Source organism: Streptomyces sp. NPDC051183 (assembly GCF_040682455.1).
GTDB lineage: Bacteria > Actinomycetota > Actinomycetes > Streptomycetales > Streptomycetaceae > Streptomyces.
The window spans coordinates 18,986-36,111 of sequence record NZ_JBFBBA010000032.1; the positions used below are offsets into that span (position 1 = coordinate 18,986).

Here is a 17,126-nt window from a genome sequence, read left to right on the forward strand (position 1 = left end):
CGGGCCAGGATGACTAGTTGGTGCCGATCTTGGCCAGCAGATCCACGATGCGGCCCTGCACCTCTTCGGTGGTGGCCCGCTCGGCGAGGAAGAGCACGCTCTCGCCCGAGGCCAGCCGCGGCAGTTCGGCGGGGTCGATGCCCGTGGCCGTGTAGACGACCAGCGGAGTGCGGTTCAGCTGCCCGTTGGCACGCAGCCAGTCGACGATCCCCGCCCGGCGCCGGCGTACCTGCATCAGGTCCATGACCACCAGGTTGGGCCGCATCCGGGTCGCCAGTTCCACGGCGTCCGTATCGGCGCCCGCCCGCGCGACCTGGAGGCCGCGCCGCTCCAGGGCGGCCGTCAGCGCGGTCGCGATCTCGTCGTGCTCCTCGATCAGCAGGACCCGCGAGGGGTGCTGCTCGCTGTCGCGAGGCGCGAGCGCCTTGAGCAGGACGGCCGGATCGGCCCCGTACGCGGCTTCGCGCGTGGCGTGCCCCAGCCCGGCCGTGACCAGGACGGGGACCTCGGCGGCCACGGCGGCCTGGCGCAGGGACTGGAGCGCGGTCCGGGTGATCGGCCCGGTCAGCGGGTCCACGAACAGCGCGGCGGGGAACGCGGCGATCTGCGCGTCCACCTCCTCGCGGGAGTGCACGATCACCGGGCGGTAGCCGCGGTCGCTGAGCGCCTGCTGCGTCTGGACGTCGGGCGCGGGCCACACCAGGAGCCGGCGCGGGTTGTCCAGCGGCTCCGGAGGCAGCTCGTCGTCCACCGGACGGGGTACGGGCCGGTTGACGACCTCTACGGCGCCTCCGGGGCCGTCCAGCGGCTCGGGGCCCTCGTCGGAGCCCGCCTCGGGGGCTCCTATGGCGAAGGCGCGGCCCTGGGGCGCGGGTTCCGAGAGCCGGCGCCGACGGCCGGAGCCGCTGGCGTCGACCGAGATGCCCTGGCCAAGGGTGCCGAGGGCGCGCACGCTGATCGGCTGCGCGGCCTCCCCCGGGGTGTCCTGCGGCTGCCGGGCCCCGGGTACCGCGACCTGCCCGGAGGCGGCCTCGTCCTCGGGGGCGGTACGGGCCGCCGGAACCGGCCAGGCCGGGGTCGCGGGCAGCGCACGCCGCCGCCCCGTCGGGGGTACGGGTTCCTCCGCCCCCTCGGCCGACGGCTCGGCGGGGGCTTCGGGCTCGGCCGGCGAGCCCAGTACCCGCCGCCCGCGCCGCCCGCCCGGGGCTTCGGCCTCGGCCTCGGCGGGAGCGGCGGCCGGACCGGCCGCGGCGGGCGTCTGCGCGTCCGCCGGAGCGGGGGTGGGTCCCGCGGGCAGCGCGAAGCCGCCCTCGGGGGCGACGGGCCGCTGGGCAGCAGGCGTCGGAGGCGTGGCAGGGGGCGTCGGGCCGAGCCCGGCCGCCGGCACCGGACCGCCGGGCTGTGCGGGCCCCGCGGCGCCCAGGGCCCGCCGCCGGGCCGCAGGGTGCTCGGTCACCGGCACGGACGGCACCGGGGGCACGGGAGGCAGCGCGGGCATGCCGGTGCCCTGCGGCGGCACGGGCTGCCCGGGGCCGGCCGGGCCGCTCTGACCGCTCTGACCGCCCTGGCCACCCGGGCCGCCCTGACTGCCCGCGCCGCCTTCGTTGCCGTCGCCGGCCCGGCCGCGTCGGCGGCCGGTACCCAGGCCCGCCGGGTTCACCGGGGACTGAGCGAGTTCCGCGGGCCCGGTCGGCTGCGAGCCGCCCCGGCCCGGTCCGGCCTCGCCCGCCCGGCGCCGCCCGGAGGGGAGGGCCAGTGCGGCCCCGCCGTCGGCGGGCCGGTCCGCGGCGCCGGCCTTGGCCCTGGCCTCCTCGGCCTCGTCCTCCAGGAAGGCGTCCACCCCGCGCCGGGCCCGCCGACCGCCGGTGGTCTTGGCGCCCTCCTCGGCCGCCACGGGCTCCTTCGTGGGCTCGGGCAGGGTCACCGTCCCGGCACCGGCCCCGAGGGGCAGCTCCAGCACGTACGCCCCGCCGGGCGCGCCCGGCACCTCCACCGTCTGCAGCACACCGCCGTGCGCGGCCACGATGCCCCGCACGATGGGCTCGTGGACGGGGTTCCCGCCCTCGTACGGCCCGCGCACCTCGATCCGTACGACCTCACCGCGCTGCGCGGCGGCCACCACGATCGTCGAGTCGGCGTAGCCGCTGCCCTGGCGGGTCTTGCCGGTCGCGTCCACCCCGGCGACATCGGCGACCAGGTGCGCGAGGGCGGTGGCGATCCGCCCCGCGTCGATCTCCGCCTCGATGGTCGGCGCGTGCACGGCGAACTGCGCACGGCCGGGCCCGATCAGCTCGACCGCGCCGTCGACACCGGCGGCCACGACCCCGTCGATCAGGACCTTCTTCTTGGCCAGCTTCTCGCTGCCCGCGTCCAGGCGCTGGAAGCCGAGCACGTTGTCCACCAGCGTGCTCATCCGGGAGTACCCCGCGGCCAAGTGGTGCAGCAGCTGGTTGGCCTCGGGCCACAGCTGCCCCGCGTCGTCGGCGGCCAGCGTGGCCAGCTCCCCGCGCAGCTCCTCCAGCGGTCCGCGCAGGGACTCGCCGAGGACGGCCAGCAGCTGCGCGTGCCGCGCTGCCAGGGCGTCGTAGGGCCGCCGGTCGGTGAAGGTCATGACGGCGCCGACGAGCTGCTCCCCGTCCCGTACGGGCGAGGTGGTCAGGTCCACGGCGACCGGCTGCCCGGACTTGTTCCACAGCACCTGCCCGCGGACCCGGTGCTTGCGTCCGCTGCGCAGGGTGTCGGCGAGCGGGGACTCCTCGAAGGGGAAGGGCGAACCGTCGGCCTTCGAGTGCTGGACCAGCCCGTGCAGCTCGCGGTTGCCGAGGTCGGTGGCGCGGTAGCCGAGGATCTGGGCGGCGGCCGGATTGACCAGCACCACCCGGCCGTCGGTGTCCGTGCCGACGACGCCCTCGGCGGCGGCGCGCAGGATCATCTCGGTCTGGCGCTGCGAGCGGGCCAGCTCGGCCTCGGTGTCCATGGTCTGCGAGAGGTCCCGTACGACGAGCATCAGCAGCTCGTCGCCGGTGTAGCCGGGCTGCGGCTCGCGGTAGGCGTCGCGGCCGTCGAGATGGGCTGCCGTGACCTCCACGGGGAATTCGCTGCCGTCGGTCCGGCGGGCGACCATCCGCTTGGGCCGGGCGCGGCCGCCCTCGTCCTCGCCGGGACGGCGCATGGAACCGGGGATCAGCTTGGAGTCGAACTCGGGCAGCAGGTCGAGCACGCCGCGGCCGACGAGTCCCGTACCGGGGCTCTCCATGACCTCAAGGGCGATCGAATTCGCGTTGACGACAGTGCCGTTGGCGTTGACGAGCAACAGCGCGTCCGGAAGAGCGTCGAGTATTGCTGCGAGGCGAGCAGCGCCTCGGGATGGCCTGCTGCTCACGACGAGCTTCCTCCCTGACCACAACTACCGGCATGTCACGGGAGGAGTCTAAGGGCACTGCCCCGCGGCGGGGTGGCGGATGTGTGGTGTAAACCGCACATCCCGCGCATCCTCCCAGGTCAAGAACGCCCACGCGGAAGCACAGGTTCCAGGTCGTTCCAACGCTTGATCTCGCAGCCGTTGTGGCGCCGGAACGTGGTGTCCACCTTGTGGCCGTGCCAGGTTCCGGTGACGCGGGCGGTGGCCGGGCCGCCGTCCTGCATGGAGCAGATCCGCCGCGTGCTGTCGGGGGCGAAGGGGTCCCGGCCCTCCTGCGCGAACCTGTCGAGGCGGGCGCACGCCTCTTCGCGCTGGGGGTGGTTCCCGCCGACCGGGTCGCACTCCAGCCGGTACTCGCCGTCGGCGAGCGGGTTGCCGGTCTCGGACACGGCGATGGTGAGCCGGTCGGGCGCCGCCAGCAGCCGCCCGAGGGGAGGGATCGGCAGCGGCCCCGCCGCCGCGGCGGCCAGGGCGGAGGTGACGGCGAAGGCGGCGAGACGCAGCATGGGGCACTCCAGGTCGTCCGTACGTCGTACGACTGACCAACGACGGGGCCGCGCCGACGTTGCGTGCGGAGTGGGGTTAAGGCTTTGCTCTGCGGGCCACCGTCCTTGTACCGTGGGAGCGGATTGGTGACCGGCCCCAGGCCTGTGTCATCATCTGCACGCACCTTCGTACGCGAAGGTGTGCTGGAGGCGTCGCCTAGTCCGGTCTATGGCGCCGCACTGCTAATGCGGTTTGGGGCTTACCCCCCATCGAGGGTTCAAATCCCTCCGCCTCCGCACTTCACGAAGCCCCGGTCCTTGCGGACCGGGGCTTCGGTGCTTTCCGGATCCGCTCGCTCTGGCGTGCGTCCGGGGCGGGACCGGGGCGGAGTCTGGGCGGGGCCGGGTCGGCCGGGCTCAACTGGATGATCTTCTTCCAGCTCGTTTCCGCAGCTCAGAGGCGGTTTGCCTAATGGATTTCGCGTCCCGGCGAGGTCCATGTATTGTTGTTCTCGCAAGGCCAACGGGGCGAAAAACCCCGGCCAGCCAAGCACTCGTAGCTTAACGGATAGAGCATCTGACTACGGATCAGAAGGTTGCAGGTTCGAATCCTGCCGAGTGCACAGCCCAAGAGGCCCCCCGGTTCGCCGGGGGGCCTCTTGCGTTGTCATCCTTTGTGGTGAGTCCTGGCTCCGGGGAGCTACGGGGTCGGATCGCTCTGCCGGGGGACGCGGGAGCGTCCGGGGCGCGCATACCGTTGCGGGTAGATCGTTTCTTACCTGTAGGGGGGCTCTCATGGGACTGTTCGGGAATGCGCACACCGTCGATCCGGTGTCGGCGCAGCGCGAGTACGCGCGGCTGCTGGGGCACGGGGAGCAGGTGCACGCCGCGTATCTGCTGATCCGCGACACGATCCTGTTCACCGACCGGCGGCTGGTGCTCGTCGACAAGCAGGGGATCACCGGCAAGAAGGTGGAGTACCACTCGATCCCGTACCGCAGCATCACGCACTTCTCGGTGGAGACCGCCGGGCACTTCGACCTCGACGCCGAGCTGAAGATATGGGTGTCGGGCACCGCCGCACCGATAGAGAAGACCTTCACCAAGGGCGTCAACATCTACGAGGTGCAGGCGATCCTGACGCAGTTCGTCGCCCGGTAGTCCGAACCTCGGGGTGCGGTGCCGAATCCTGTTCGGCGTGATGGTGGGATTGCCGGATCAGCTAGCGTCTTCGCGAGGCGTGGCTGGCGTGGCAGGCGTTGTGGGAGGAAGATCGCGTGGACGACATCGACCGGGCGCTCGTCCTGCGCCTGCAGCAGGACGCGGGCCAGTCCTACGCCGCCCTCGGCACGGCGGTGGGGCTCTCCGCCGGGGCCACCCACGAGCGGGTGCGCAAGCTGAGGGAGCGCGGGGTCATCCGGCGCACCACGGTCGAAGTGGACCCGGCGGCCGTCGGCAGCGGGGTGCTGGCCTACGTGATGGTGGACTCCAACGCCTGGATGGGTGACTCCCGGGCCGCCTTCGAGGCGATCGCCGAGATCCAGGAGGCGCACATCATCGCGGGGAACGCCTCCGTCCTGGTCAAGGTCCGCACGGCCACCACCGAGCAGCTGCAGGACGTCCTGCGCCGCCTGTACGCCATCGACGGGGTCAGCGGCACCCACGCCACGGTTGTCCTGGAGACCTTCTTCGAGCGGCCGTTGCCACTGTGACCTGGTGGTGCACCGGGATCCGGTGGGTCGAGGGCCGTCCCGCCATCGGCTGGTACGGGGCGGGACGCGGCGAGCGCGAGAGCCGGCTCGCGTACGGGCAGCGCCTGGCCTTCGCGGCGCGCGGCGAGCGGCACTGCCTGGGCGTGTGGCGGGCCGGGAGACGGACCGCGTGCCCGACGGGCGCCGCCGTTCCGGCCCGGGCCGGCCATGCCCAGTGCCCCGAATGCGCCCGCCTGGACCGGTCGTTCTCGGTGGCGGCCGACACCAACGCCGGTGATCCGCGGACCTACCGGGTGTACCTGGCCTGGTTCGGGCCCGGCATGGTCAAGGTCGGCATCACCGCCGAGGAGCGCGGCCCGGCCCGGCTGCTGGAGCAGGGTGCGGTGAGCTGGACCTGGCTGGGGCGCGGGCCGCTGATGGCGACGCGGCGTACGGAGGAGCTGCTGCGGGCCGCGCTCGGCGTGCCGGACCGGATCGCCTACGCCCGCAAGCGCGCCGTACGGGGACAGCTGCCGCCGGCGGCCGAGCGGGCCGGGGAGGTCGCCGAACTGCATGCGAGGGCGGCCGCGCTGCCCGGGTGGCCGGAGTCGCTGGAGCGGCTGGACTGCGAAGTCGCCGACCATGCCGGTGCGTTCGGGCTGGCCGGGATCCCCGCACCGGCCAGGGTGGTCACGGAGCTGGTGGCCGACGGGGCGGTGGCGGGGCTGCTGGTGGCCGCCGCCGGGCCCGATCTGCACTTCGAGGACGGGCTCGTCCTGGACACCCGGCTGCTGGGCGGCTGGGAGCTGGCCGCCGCCGGGAGCGCGGCAACGGACGTACCGTGCGCGCAGATCACGCCGCCCGTCCCCGAGACCGGCCAGGACGGGCTGTTCTGACCTGCCCCCGTGCGGGGCTTTCCAAGGTCAAAACTTGGATCCCTTTGGCCTCACGGGCCGCTTTGCGGTGGACATGCCGGGGCCGCGCCGCCGAGGGTGGTGGGCATGAGCATTCAGCCCGTGCCGGCGTTCGAACCGCCGTACCTGATGGCCGTTTTCAGCAACGTCCGCACCCCCGACGAGACCGGCTACCCCGAGACCAACCTGCGGATGAACGAGATCGTCCGCGAGAACCCCGGCTTCCTCGGCTACGAGTCCGCGCGCACCCCCGGAGGCCTCGGCATCACCGTCGCCTACTTCCGGGACCACGACTCCCTCACCGCCTGGCGCGAGGACATGGAGCACCAGGCGGCCATGAAGCAGGGCCGGGCGAACTGGTACGAGAGCTACACCCTGCACGTCGCGACGGTCGAGCGGAGCCACGGCTTTGTCCGCGCCGACCGCTGACGCGGTCCGGGCCTTCCGGGAGCGGCTCGGGCTGCCCGGGCTGGTCGACGTGCACACCCACTTCATGCCCGAGCGGGTCCTGGACAAGGTGTGGGACTACTTCGACGCGGTCGGCCCCCTGACCGGCGTCGAGTGGCCCATCACCTACCGGCACGAGGAGCAGCAGCGGGTCGCGCTGCTGCGGGAGTTCGGGGTCAGGGCCTTCACCGCCATGCTCTACCCGCACAAGCCGGCGATGGCCGCCTGGCTCAACTCCTGGGCGGCGGACTTCGCGGCCCGGACCCCCGACTGCCTGCACACCGCGACCTTCTTCCCGGAGGAGGGCGTCACTGCGTACGTGCGCCAGGCCGTCGAGGCGGGGGCCCGCGTCTTCAAGGCGCACCTCCAGGTCGGCGGGTACGACCCGAACGACGACCGGCTCGATGCGGTCTGGAGCCTGCTCTCCGAGGCGGGCATCCCGATCGTGATCCACTGCGGTTCGGGCCCCGTCCCGGGCAAGCACACCGGACCCGAGCCGATCGCCCGGCTGCTGGCCCGCCACCCCGGACTGCCGCTGATCGTCGCGCACATGGGCATGCCCGAGTACGCCGACTTCCTCGACCTCGCCGACCGGTACCCCGAGGTCCGCCTCGACACCACCATGGCCTTCACCGACTTCTCGGAACAGTTCAGCGGCTTCCCGCCGGGCGACCGGGGCCGGCTCGCGGACCTCGGCGACCGGATCCTGCTCGGTACCGACTTCCCGAACATCCCCTACCCCTACGAGCACCAGCTCGACGCCCTCGAACGGCTCGGGCTCGGCGACGACTGGCTGCGCGCGGTCTGCCACGACAACGCCGCCCGCCTCTTCCGGCTGCCCTGACCAGGAACTCCGGGGTTTCTCAGGAAATTCACAGGAACCGACAAGAGCGCTCTCAGAGGTGGCGGTCAGCGTGGTCGCATGACTGCGACGACCACCTCCCACGCGTCCACGTCCACCAGCAACCCCACGGCACTCGTGCGGTCCGACGGCGGCCCCTGCCGGGTGCTCGTCGTGGACGACGAGGCCGCGCTCTCCGAACTGCTCTCCATGGCCCTGCGCTACGAGGGCTGCGAGGTCCGCAGCGCCGGTGACGGCGCGGGCGCGGTGCGGGCGGCCCGGGAGTTCCGGCCGGACGTCGTGGTCCTCGACATCATGCTCCCCGACATGGACGGGCTGGCCGTCCTCGGGCGGCTGCGCCGCGAGATCCCACAGGTGCCGGTGCTGTTCCTGACCGCGAAGGACTCGGTCGAGGACCGGATCGCCGGGCTGACGGCGGGCGGCGACGACTACGTCACCAAGCCGTTCAGTCTGGAGGAGGTCGTGGCCCGGCTGCGCGGCCTGGTCCGGCGTTCGGGCGCGGCGCAGGCCGCGCGCGGCGGCTCGGTGCTGGAGGTCGGCGACCTGACGCTCGACGAGGACAGCCACGAGGTGACCCGGGGCGGTCAGGAGATCCACCTGACCGCCACCGAGTTCGAGCTGCTGCGCTACCTGATGCGCAACCCGCGCCGGGTGCTGAGCAAGGCGCAGATCCTGGACCGGGTGTGGTCGTACGACTTCGGCGGCCAGGCCAACGTGGTCGAGCTGTACATCTCCTACCTGCGGCGCAAGCTGGAGAGCGGGCCGGGCCGCCCGCCGATGATCCACACCCGGCGGGGCGCGGGCTATCTGATCAAGTCGGCCGAATAGTGGCCGCTCGTCTCCATTGGCGACGCCGGGCACCCCGGGAGCCTCGGTCGTCGCCGGCGTCCCGGCAGCCCCGTTCCACGCCGCGTCGCACGCCCCGGACGCGGCCGCGCCGCAACTGGTCCCTGCGGACCAGGCTCGTCGTCTCCGCCGTGACCCTGATCGCCGTGGTCGGCGCGGCCATCGGCGCCGTCACCACCCTCGCGCTCCGCTCGTACCTCGTCGACCAGCTCGACGACCAGTTGCGCACGTCCCTGCAGATGGCCACCCGGGGTCCCGGGGCGGGGAAGGCCGCCCGAGACAGCTCCCTCGGCTTCGTACTGGCCCCCGGGACCCCGCTGGGCACCGTCGGCATCCGGCTCGACCCCGCCGGCAAGGTGACCGGGAGCGCCCGCAGCGCCCCCGTCGAAGAGGCCGCGCTCGACCACAGCCGGCCCCTCACGGAAGCCCAGAAGGCAGCGCTCGCCGAGGCCGCCCGCAAGGCTGCCCCCAAGGGCGCCCCGGGCACCTCCTACCCCGGTACCTCTGACCCCGGGACCTCCGACCCCGGCGCCTCCGATCCCGGCAAGGCCGCCCCGGGCACGTCGGACCCGGTCGCGCTGGACCTGCCCGACCTCGGCGCGTACCGGGTGCTCGCCGCCCCCGACGGCAGTCTCCTCATCGGCTTCCCGCTGAGCGGGGTCGACTCCATCGTCCACCGCCTGGTCGCGGTCGAGGTCTGCGTCACCCTCGCCGGGCTGATCGCCGCCTCCCTCGCCGGACAGGCCCTGGTCGGGGTCGCCCTGCGCCCGCTGCGCCGGGTCGCCTCGACCGCCACACGCGTCTCCGAACTCCCCCTGCACAGCGGCGAGCCCGCCCTGCACGAGCGGGTGCGCGACGCCGAGGCCGACCCCCGTACCGAGGTCGGACAGGTCGGAGCGGCGCTCAACCGGATGCTGGGGCACGTCTCGTCCGCCCTCACGGCCCGGCAGCAGAGCGAGATGCGGGTCCGGCAGTTCGTCGCCGACGCCAGCCACGAGCTGCGCACACCCCTCGCGTCCATCCGCGGCTACGCCGAACTGACGCGCAGGGGACGGGAGGAGCCCGGCCCCGACACCCGGCACGCACTGGGTCGGATCGAGTCCGAGGCCACCCGGATGACCGGCCTGGTGGAGGACCTGCTGCTGCTGGCCCGGCTCGACGCAGGGCGGCCGCTGTCCACCGCCGACACCGATCTCGCACCGCTCGTCGTCGACGCCGTCAGCGATGCCCGCGCCGCAGGCCCCGAGCACCACTGGCGCCTGGAACTGCCCGACGAGCCCGCGCCCGTACGCGTGGACCCGGCCCGGATCCAGCAGGTGCTGGTCAACCTGCTCGCCAACGCCCGCACCCACACTCCGTCCGGCACCACCGTCACAGCGCGTGTTTCACGTGAAACATCCGCCGTCCGGCTCCGGATCGAGGACGACGGGCCGGGCATCCCGCCCGAGCTGCTGCCCCATGTCTTCGAGCGCTTCGCCCGCGGCGATGCCTCCCGCTCCCGGGCGGCGGGCTCCACCGGCCTCGGTCTGGCCATCGTCCAGGCCGTGGTCTCGGCGCACGGCGGGCGGGTCGACGTACGGAGCGAGCCCGGGCGGACCTGTTTCGAGGTCCTTCTGCCTCTCGCACCGGAGAACGGCTCCACGGACTCACAGACGGGTCACAGGCTCACCACACAGCGGTGACAGCCCGCCCGGCGAGGGTCGGAGCATGACAACCGACACCTCTTCCGGCGCCCTTCCGGCACGGGCGCACCTCGCGCCCGTGCCCGGCGAGCCCGTCCTCGACGTGGTGATCCCGGTCTTCAACGAGGAGAAGGACCTGGGCCCGTGCGTGCGTCGGCTGCACGACCACCTCACCCGGACCTTCCCGTACCCCTTCCGCATCACCATCGCCGACAACGCGAGCACCGACCGCACCCCCGAGGTCGCGGCCGGGCTCGCCGCCGTCGCCCCCGCAGTGCGCAGCATCCGGCTGGAGGAGAAGGGCCGCGGCCGCGCCCTGCGCACCGTCTGGACCGACTCCGACGCGCCCGTCCTGGCGTACATGGACGTGGACCTCTCCACCGACCTCAACGCCCTGCTGCCGCTGGTCGCCCCGCTGATCTCCGGCCACTCCGACCTCGCCATCGGCACCCGGCTCGCCCGCTCCTCCCGCGTGGTCCGCGGTGCGAAGCGGGAGTTCATCTCCCGCGCCTACAACCTCCTCCTGCGCTCCTCCCTCTCCGCCCGGTTCAGCGACGCGCAGTGCGGGTTCAAAGCCATCCGCCGTGAGGTGGCCGAGCGGCTGCTGCCGCTCGTGGAGGACTCCGGCTGGTTCTTCGACACCGAGCTGCTGGTGCTCGCCGAGCGGGCCGGGCTGCGGATCCACGAGGTCCCGGTGGACTGGGTCGACGACCCCGACTCCACCGTCCACATCGTGCGCACCGCCACCGAGGACCTCAAAGGGGTCTGGCGGGTGGGCCGGGCCCTGGCCGTCGGCGCGCTTCCGCTCGACCGGCTCGCCCGCCCCTTCGGTGACGACCCGCGCGACCGCACCGCCCTGCCCGGCCTCCCGCGCGGGCTGGCCCGCCAGCTCCTCGGCTTCTGCGCCGTCGGCGCGCTCTCCACCCTGCTCTACCTGCTGCTGTACACCGTCTTCCGGTCGGCGGCCGGGCCGCAGCTCGCCAATGGGGCCGCGCTGCTGCTCTCGGCGGTCGCCAACACCGCAGCCAACCGCCGCCTGACCTTCGGCGTCCGGGGCCGGGACCGGGCCGTGCGCCACCAGGCCCAGGGACTTGTGGTGTTCGCGATCGGGCTGGTGCTGACGAGCGGTTCGCTCGCCGCGCTGGGAGCCGCCACCGACCGGCCCGCCCACGGCACCGAACTGGCCGTCCTGATCACCGCCAACCTCGCCGCCACCGTGCTGCGCTTCCTCCTCTTCCGCGCCTGGGTCTTCCCCGAGCGGCGCGGAACCCACGCGAAGGACGACACCCGATGACCACGGCAGCACTGCCGCTCTTTCCGCCCGCCCCGCCGGCCGCCGCGGCAGCTGAGGCCGCCATCGCGCGGCCTCGCTGGGAACGCCCGGCCCTCGCCGGACTCCTGCTCCTCACCGCCGTCCTGATGCTGTGGGACCTGGGCTCCTCCGGCTACGCCAACTCCTTCTACTCCGCGGCCGTCCAGGCCGGCAGCGAGAGCTGGAAGGCCTTCTTCTTCGGCTCCTCCGACGCCGGGAACTCCATCACCGTCGACAAGCCCCCGGCCGCCCTGTGGCCGATGATGCTGTCGGTCCGGCTGTTCGGGCTCGGCTCCTGGCAGATCCTGGTCCCCCAGGCCCTGATGGGCGTCGGCGCCACCGCGGTGCTCTACGCCGCCGTGCGCCGCCAGTTCGGGCCGGCGGCCGGGCTCATCAGCGGCGCCGCCTTCGCGCTCACGCCCGTGGCCGCGCTGATGTTCCGCTTCAACAACCCCGACGCGCTGCTGACCCTGCTGATGACGGTCACCGTGTACTGCGTGCTGCGGGCCCTCGACGGCGCGCACACCCGCTGGCTCGTCTGGGCCGGCGTCGCGGTCGGCTTCGCCTTCCTGACCAAGACCCTTCAGGCCTTCGTCATCCTGCCGCCGCTCGCCATGCTGTACGCCGTGTGCGCGCCGACCCGGCTGCGCAGGCGGCTCGGGCAGCTGCTGCTCTCCGGAGTCGCCATGGTGGTGGCCGGCGGCTGGTGGGTGGCCGTCGTGGAGCTCTGGCCCGCGGACTCGCGCCCGTACATCGGCGGTTCGCAGACCAACTCCTTCCTGGAGCTGACCCTCGGCTACAACGGCCTCGGCCGGATCAACGGCAACGAGACCGGAAGCGTCGGCGGGGGCGCGCGTGCGGGTGGCGGCGGTGGCGGAGGCGGTTGGGGAGAGACCGGCATCGATCGGCTGTTCTCGGCCAATATCGGAGGCCAGATCTCCTGGCTGATGCCCGCCGCGCTGGTCCTGCTCGTGGCCGGGCTGGTCGTCACCTGGCGGGCCCGCCGGGCCACCGACTCGCTGCAGAGCATGGCCCGCGCGGCCTTCCTGGCCTGGGGCGGCTCGCTGCTGATCACCGCGCTCGTCTTCAGCTACATGCAGGGCATCTTCCACGAGTACTACACCGTGGCCCTCGCGCCCTTCGTGGCCGCGCTCGTCGGCATGGGCATCGCCGTGCTGTGGGAGGAACGGAGCGGCCGGGCGGCCTTGCTGACGCTGTCCGGCACCCTCGTCCTGACCGCCGTCTGGTCCTACGTCCTGCTCGGCCGGGCCACCGGCTATCTGCCGTGGCTGCGCTGGACGGTCCTGGTGGTCGGAGTGCTCGCCGCGGCAGCGCTGCCGTTCGCGGCCAGGGCCGGGCGCCGGACGGTGCTGGCCGTGGCGGGCCTGGGGCTGGCGGCCGCGCTCGCGGGGCCGTTCGCGTACTGCCTGACCACCGTCAGCACCGGGCACACCGGATCCATCGTGACCGCCGGTCCGGCGGTGGCGGGCGGCCGGGGCGGACCCGGCGGGATGATGATGCGAGCCCCCGGCGGCGAGCAGCTCCAGGGCGGCCCGGGCGGCCCGGGCGGCGTGGGCGGCGGCGGCGTTCCCGGTGGTGGCCCCGCCGGCGCTCCCGGCGGTGCCCAGCAGACCGGCCGCGCGGGCGGCACGACCCCGCCGCAGGGCACGCCCCAGGGCGGCCAGGGCGGCCAGGGCGGACGGGGCGGACGGGTCATGGAGCGGTTCACCGGTCCCGGCGGTGGCCCCGGCGGCCTGCTGGGCGGTACGAAGGCGAGCGCCGAGGCCACGGCCGCGCTGCGCGCCGACGCGGACAAGTACACCTGGGCGGCGGCCGCCATCGGCTCGCAGAACGCGGCGAGCTACCAGCTCGCCTCCGGCGAGCCCGTCATGCCGATCGGCGGCTTCAACGGCAGCGACCCCTCCCCGACCCTGGCGCAGTTCCAGGAGTACGTGAAGACAGGGAAGATCCACTGGTTCCTCGGCCAGAGCAGCGCGCAAGGCGGCGGCCAGGACGGCGAGGCCCAGGGGCCGACCCGGATCGGCGGTCCCGGCGGGGGCACGAGCAGCGCGATCGAGACCTGGGTCAAGGCCAACTTCACGGCGACCACGATCGGCGGAGCCACCTTCTACGACCTGACGGCTCCGGCGGGCGGCACGTCCTGATCCCATCGGAATCCAAGGGGCACCCCCTAGCATCAAGAGGGCGGACCGGGCATTCCGGGCTGATCCACCTGGCGTGAGGAGGGTGCCTCATGGCGACCGCGGCCGATCCCGGCAAGACCCGGACCAGTGTGTGGCTGGCCGCCAGTCCCGCCGCACCCGCCAGACGCCGGAGCGAGGCCCCGTCCGGCCTCGACCGGGACCGGATCACCGCCGCCACCGTGCGGCTGCTCGACGCCGAGGGACTGGCCCGGTTCTCGATGCGGCGCCTCGCCGCCGGGCTCGGGGTGACCGCGATGTCCCTGTACTGGTACGTGGACACCAAGCACGACCTGCTGGAGCTCGCCCTGGACCGTGCCCTGGGCGAGCTCGCGCTGGCGGCCGGGACTCCCGAGACGGGCTGGCCCGGCCGGCTGCGGGCGCTGGCCCGCGGCTACCGCGGACTGGTGGCGGAGCACCCGTGGGTGGCTCCGCTCACCGCCGCATATCCGAACATCGGCCCGCACGCGCGGGCTTTCGACGCCGCCCTGCAGCGGCTGCTGGACGCCACCGGACTTGCGGACGGCGCCCGGACCGGCGCCCACCTGGCCGTCTCGCAGTTCCTGCTCGGCTGCGGGAGCACGGTCCGGCGGGCGCCCGAAGGGGACTTCGGCCTCGCGCTCGACGTCCTGATCGCGGGCATCGAGGCGAAGGCCGCCCCCGCTCAGCCCTGAACGGCGGCCGCGGACGCCTCGGCCGAAGCGGGAGCCGAACCCGAACCCGGACCCGTACCCGAGGCGGGAGCCGAAGCCGAGTCCGAGGCCGCCGGGGCGTGCGCCGCCGGCTTCGACTTCAGCGCGACCTCCTTGATGAACAGCACCAGCACCAGCGCCAGCAGCGCGGTGGGGGCGGCGTAGAGGAAGACGTCGCCGACGCCGTGCCCGTACGCGGACTCCACGACCGTGCGGAACGGCGCGGGCAGCTTGTCGAGGTCGGGGATCCCGCCACCGCCGGTGCCGCCGTGCCCCATCGCCGCTGCCTTCGGGCCGAGCGCGGCCAGCCCGTCCTGGACGTAGTGCGTGACCCGGTTGGCCATGACCGCACCGAGCGCCGAGACGCCCATCGCGCCGCCGAGCGAGCGGAAGAAGGTGACGACCGAGCTGGCCGCGCCCAGGTCCTCGGGGGCCACCTGGTTCTGGGTGGCGAGGACGAGGTTCTGCATCATCATGCCGAGACCGAGGCCGGTCAGCGCCATGTAGACCGCGATGTGCCAGTACGGGGTGTCGTAGCGCAGGGTGCCCAGGAGCCCCAGGCCGGCGGTCAGCAGGACACCGCCGGAGACGAGCCAGGCCTTCCACTTGCCGGTCTTGGTGATCACCTGACCGGAAACGGTGGAGGAGACGAAGAGGCCGGCGATCATCGGAATCGTGAGGATTCCGGACATCGTCGGGGACTCGCCCCGGGCCAACTGGAAGAACTGGCTGAAAAATACCGTGCCCGAGAACATCGCGATGCCCACGAACAGCGAGGCCGCCGAGGCGAGGCTGATGGTCTTGTTGCGGAACAGCCGCAGCGGGATGATCGGGTCGCTCGCGCGGGACTCGACGTAGACGAAGAGCACGCCCAGCACGACGGCGCCGCCGGTCATCGCCAGGGACGTCCAGGAGATCCAGTCGTAGGAGTCGCCGGCCTGCGTGACCCAGATCAGCAGCAGCGACACGGCGCCGCTGATCAGGAAGGCGCCCAGCCAGTCGACCTTGACGTCGCGCCGGACCACGGGCAGCCGCAGGGTCTTCTGGAGCACGATCAGGGCGATGATCGCGAAGGGCACGCCGACGTAGAAGCACCAGCGCCAGCCGAGCCACTCGGTGTCGGTGATGACGCCGCCGAGCAGCGGGCCGCCGACGGTGGCGACGGCGAAGACCGCACCGAGGTAGCCGCTGTACCGGCCCCGCTCGCGCGGGGAGATCATCGCGGCCATCACGATCTGGGCGAGGGCGGACAGGCCGCCGACGCCGATGCCCTGGACCACGCGGCAGGCGATGAGCATGCCGGTGTTCTGGGACATGCCCGCGACCACCGAGCCGAGGACGTAGATCACCAGGGATATCTGGACCAGCAGCTTCTTGCTGAAGAGGTCGGACAGCTTGCCCCACAGCGGGGTCGCCGCCGTCATCGAGAGCAGGGCCGCGGTGACCACCCAGGTGTACGAGGACTGGGTGCCGCCCAGGTCGCTGATGATCTGGGGGAGGGCGTTGGAGACGATCGTGGACGACAGGATCGCCACGAACATGCCGAGCATCAGCCCGGAGAGCGCCCTCATGATCTGCGCGTGGGTCATGGCAGTGGCGTCGGACGTGGTCTCCGACTGGCCGCCTCCCCGCACACCGGTCGGTGTGTTCGTAGCCGTGTCGGCCATGTTTTTCCTTTTCTAGAAGCTCGATCGGAGTCGGGCCAGCAGGGTGGTCAGTACGTCGATGTCCTGCGCGGACCAGTCGGCCAGGGCCTTCTCCAGCGCGCCGGTGTAGCGCTCGCCGAGGTCGGCGAGGAGCGCCCGGCCGGCCGGGGTGAGCCGCAGGATGCGGCAGCGGCCGTCGCCGGGGTCGGCCTCGCGGGCGATCCAGCCGCGCTCGGCGACCTGGGCGACGTGGCGGCTGGTCACGGAGATGTCGATGGCCATGAACGCGGCGAGGCGGCTGAGCCGCATCTCGCCGTGGCGGCTGAGGAGGGTGAGGACGACGGCCGCGCCGGGCGGGCAGTCCGGGGGCAGGATGCGGGCGAGGTCGCGGTTGACCGAGCCGATTCCGGTGAGCTGGCGGGCCAGTTCCGCGTAGCGGGTGGCCGTGGCCGTGGCCGTGGCCGTGGCTGTGGCCGTCGTCTCCGTCCCCGTCCCCGTCCCCGTCGTATGGGTCGTGTCCGTGTCCGTGTCCGTGTCCGTGGGCACCGGCAGCCCCTCCTCAGCTTGTTGCTTCGGGCAACCATAAGATCGGATGGTTGTTACAGGCAAATGAATCGGGGGGTGGGGCGGTAAAGGAATCGGAAAACCGGCTAGGGTCCTGCGCATGGCTGCGAACCACAACTCACAGGCCCCCGAGGGTGACTACGACCCCGCGGGCAGCACTCAGATGTTCCGGGCGTTCGTCGAGGAGCCCGAGGCCGCCCCGCCGGTGCCCACGGTGCCCGGGTCCCGGATGCAGCAGCGCGGGCAGCGGAAGTCCGGCTCGAAGACGGGCCTGTGGCTCGGGCTCCTCGCGCTTGTGCTCGTCGCCGGCGCGGCGGCCTGGCTGGCGCTGGGCTGAGGCCCGGCCGGCGCCGCTCGGGGGGC

Annotated in this window: 15 protein-coding genes and 2 tRNA genes; 13 read left to right on the forward strand and 4 right to left on the reverse strand. The window is 73.2% G+C overall.

All coding sequences use genetic code 11. The features are described 5' to 3' along the window. Positions 1–13: 13 nt before the first annotated feature. On the reverse strand, positions 14–3,382 hold the full coding sequence (locus AB0M99_RS25945; protein WP_365924384.1) for a PAS domain-containing protein: 3,369 nt from the start codon (positions 3,380–3,382) through the stop codon (positions 14–16). 119 nt (positions 3,383–3,501) lie between these two features. After that, positions 3,502–3,927 (reverse strand): SSI family serine proteinase inhibitor, encoded by a 426-nt coding sequence (locus AB0M99_RS25950; protein WP_365924386.1) that lies wholly within the window; start codon positions 3,925–3,927, stop codon positions 3,502–3,504. Between the two features lie 185 nt (positions 3,928–4,112). Here AB0M99_RS25950 and AB0M99_RS25955 point away from each other — a divergent pair. The 12 genes from AB0M99_RS25955 (at position 4,113) to AB0M99_RS26010 (ending at position 14,535) form a co-directional block, all read left to right on the forward strand. After that, a tRNA-Ser gene (locus AB0M99_RS25955) sits at positions 4,113–4,203 on the forward strand. A 253-nt stretch (positions 4,204–4,456) separates the two neighbouring features. Further along, a tRNA-Arg gene (locus tag AB0M99_RS25960) sits at positions 4,457–4,529 on the forward strand. 172 nt (positions 4,530–4,701) lie between these two features. Beyond that, a complete protein-coding gene (locus tag AB0M99_RS25965) occupies positions 4,702–5,067 on the forward strand; it encodes a PH domain-containing protein (RefSeq protein ID WP_365924388.1) in 366 nt (121 codons plus the stop codon). A 116-nt stretch (positions 5,068–5,183) separates the two neighbouring features. Further along, positions 5,184–5,618 carry an Lrp/AsnC family transcriptional regulator gene (locus tag AB0M99_RS25970; RefSeq protein WP_365924390.1) on the forward strand — a complete coding sequence of 145 codons (435 nt, stop codon included), beginning with the start codon at positions 5,184–5,186 and terminating at the stop codon, positions 5,616–5,618. Continuing rightward, positions 5,615–6,493: a DUF2797 domain-containing protein gene (locus tag AB0M99_RS25975; RefSeq protein ID WP_365924392.1), complete on the forward strand. Its 879-nt coding sequence runs from the start codon at positions 5,615–5,617 to the stop codon at positions 6,491–6,493. Before AB0M99_RS25970 ends, AB0M99_RS25975 begins: the two co-directional genes overlap by 4 nt. Positions 6,494–6,598: 105 nt before the next feature. Next, positions 6,599–6,940, forward strand: coding sequence for an antibiotic biosynthesis monooxygenase (locus AB0M99_RS25980; protein WP_365924394.1), 342 nt, complete (start codon positions 6,599–6,601; stop codon positions 6,938–6,940). Next, positions 6,921–7,802, forward strand: coding sequence for an amidohydrolase family protein (locus AB0M99_RS25985; RefSeq protein WP_365924396.1), 882 nt, complete (start codon positions 6,921–6,923; stop codon positions 7,800–7,802). The genes AB0M99_RS25980 and AB0M99_RS25985 overlap by 20 nt, the downstream gene beginning before the upstream one ends. A 78-nt stretch (positions 7,803–7,880) precedes the next feature. After that, positions 7,881–8,648: a response regulator transcription factor gene (locus AB0M99_RS25990; protein ID WP_365924398.1), complete on the forward strand. Its 768-nt coding sequence runs from the start codon at positions 7,881–7,883 to the stop codon at positions 8,646–8,648. A gap of 122 nt (positions 8,649–8,770) precedes the next feature. Next, entirely contained in the window at positions 8,771–10,348 is a 1,578-nt protein-coding gene (locus tag AB0M99_RS25995) for a HAMP domain-containing sensor histidine kinase (RefSeq protein WP_365924533.1), read from the forward strand. Between the two features lie 25 nt (positions 10,349–10,373). After that, positions 10,374–11,642, forward strand: coding sequence for a bifunctional glycosyltransferase family 2/GtrA family protein (locus tag AB0M99_RS26000; RefSeq protein ID WP_365924400.1), 1,269 nt, complete (start codon positions 10,374–10,376; stop codon positions 11,640–11,642). Continuing rightward, a complete protein-coding gene (locus AB0M99_RS26005) occupies positions 11,639–13,825 on the forward strand; it encodes a glycosyltransferase family 39 protein (RefSeq protein ID WP_365924402.1) in 2,187 nt (728 codons plus the stop codon). The genes AB0M99_RS26000 and AB0M99_RS26005 overlap by 4 nt, the downstream gene beginning before the upstream one ends. Before the next feature lie 89 nt (positions 13,826–13,914). Further along, complete coding sequence (locus AB0M99_RS26010) at positions 13,915–14,535, forward strand: TetR/AcrR family transcriptional regulator (protein ID WP_365924404.1); 621 nt, start codon at positions 13,915–13,917, stop codon at positions 14,533–14,535. Here AB0M99_RS26010 and AB0M99_RS26015 read toward each other — a convergent pair. Next, positions 14,526–16,142, reverse strand: coding sequence for an MDR family MFS transporter (locus AB0M99_RS26015; protein ID WP_365924535.1), 1,617 nt, complete (start codon positions 16,140–16,142; stop codon positions 14,526–14,528). The genes AB0M99_RS26010 and AB0M99_RS26015 overlap by 10 nt on opposite strands. A 90-nt stretch (positions 16,143–16,232) precedes the next feature. After that, complete coding sequence (locus AB0M99_RS26020; protein ID WP_365924537.1) at positions 16,233–16,625, reverse strand: MarR family transcriptional regulator; 393 nt, start codon at positions 16,623–16,625, stop codon at positions 16,233–16,235. Between the two features lie 238 nt (positions 16,626–16,863). Here AB0M99_RS26020 and AB0M99_RS26025 point away from each other — a divergent pair, with 238 nt between their 5' ends. Continuing rightward, positions 16,864–17,100 carry a hypothetical protein gene (locus AB0M99_RS26025; protein WP_365924406.1) on the forward strand — a complete coding sequence of 79 codons (237 nt, stop codon included), beginning with the start codon at positions 16,864–16,866 and terminating at the stop codon, positions 17,098–17,100. The last annotated feature ends 26 nt before the right edge of the window (positions 17,101–17,126 follow it).

Bases quoted from the DNA above. Each gene is read 5' to 3' on its own strand.
- AB0M99_RS25950 (WP_365924386.1), bottom strand. From the start codon at position 3,927: ATGCTGCGTCTCGCCGCCTTCGCCGTCACCTCCGCCCTGGCCGCCGCG.
- AB0M99_RS26010 (WP_365924404.1), top strand. From the start codon at position 13,915: ATGGCGACCGCGGCCGATCCCGGCAAGACCCGGACCAGTGTGTGGCTG.
- AB0M99_RS26005 (WP_365924402.1), top strand. From the start codon at position 11,639: ATGACCACGGCAGCACTGCCGCTCTTTCCGCCCGCCCCGCCGGCCGCC.
- AB0M99_RS26015 (WP_365924535.1), bottom strand. From the start codon at position 16,142: ATGACCCACGCGCAGATCATGAGGGCGCTCTCCGGGCTGATGCTCGGC.
- AB0M99_RS25990 (WP_365924398.1), top strand. From the start codon at position 7,881: ATGACTGCGACGACCACCTCCCACGCGTCCACGTCCACCAGCAACCCC.
- AB0M99_RS26025 (WP_365924406.1), top strand. From the start codon at position 16,864: ATGGCTGCGAACCACAACTCACAGGCCCCCGAGGGTGACTACGACCCC.
- AB0M99_RS26000 (WP_365924400.1), top strand. From the start codon at position 10,374: ATGACAACCGACACCTCTTCCGGCGCCCTTCCGGCACGGGCGCACCTC.
- AB0M99_RS25965 (WP_365924388.1), top strand. From the start codon at position 4,702: ATGGGACTGTTCGGGAATGCGCACACCGTCGATCCGGTGTCGGCGCAG.
- AB0M99_RS25980 (WP_365924394.1), top strand. From the start codon at position 6,599: ATGAGCATTCAGCCCGTGCCGGCGTTCGAACCGCCGTACCTGATGGCC.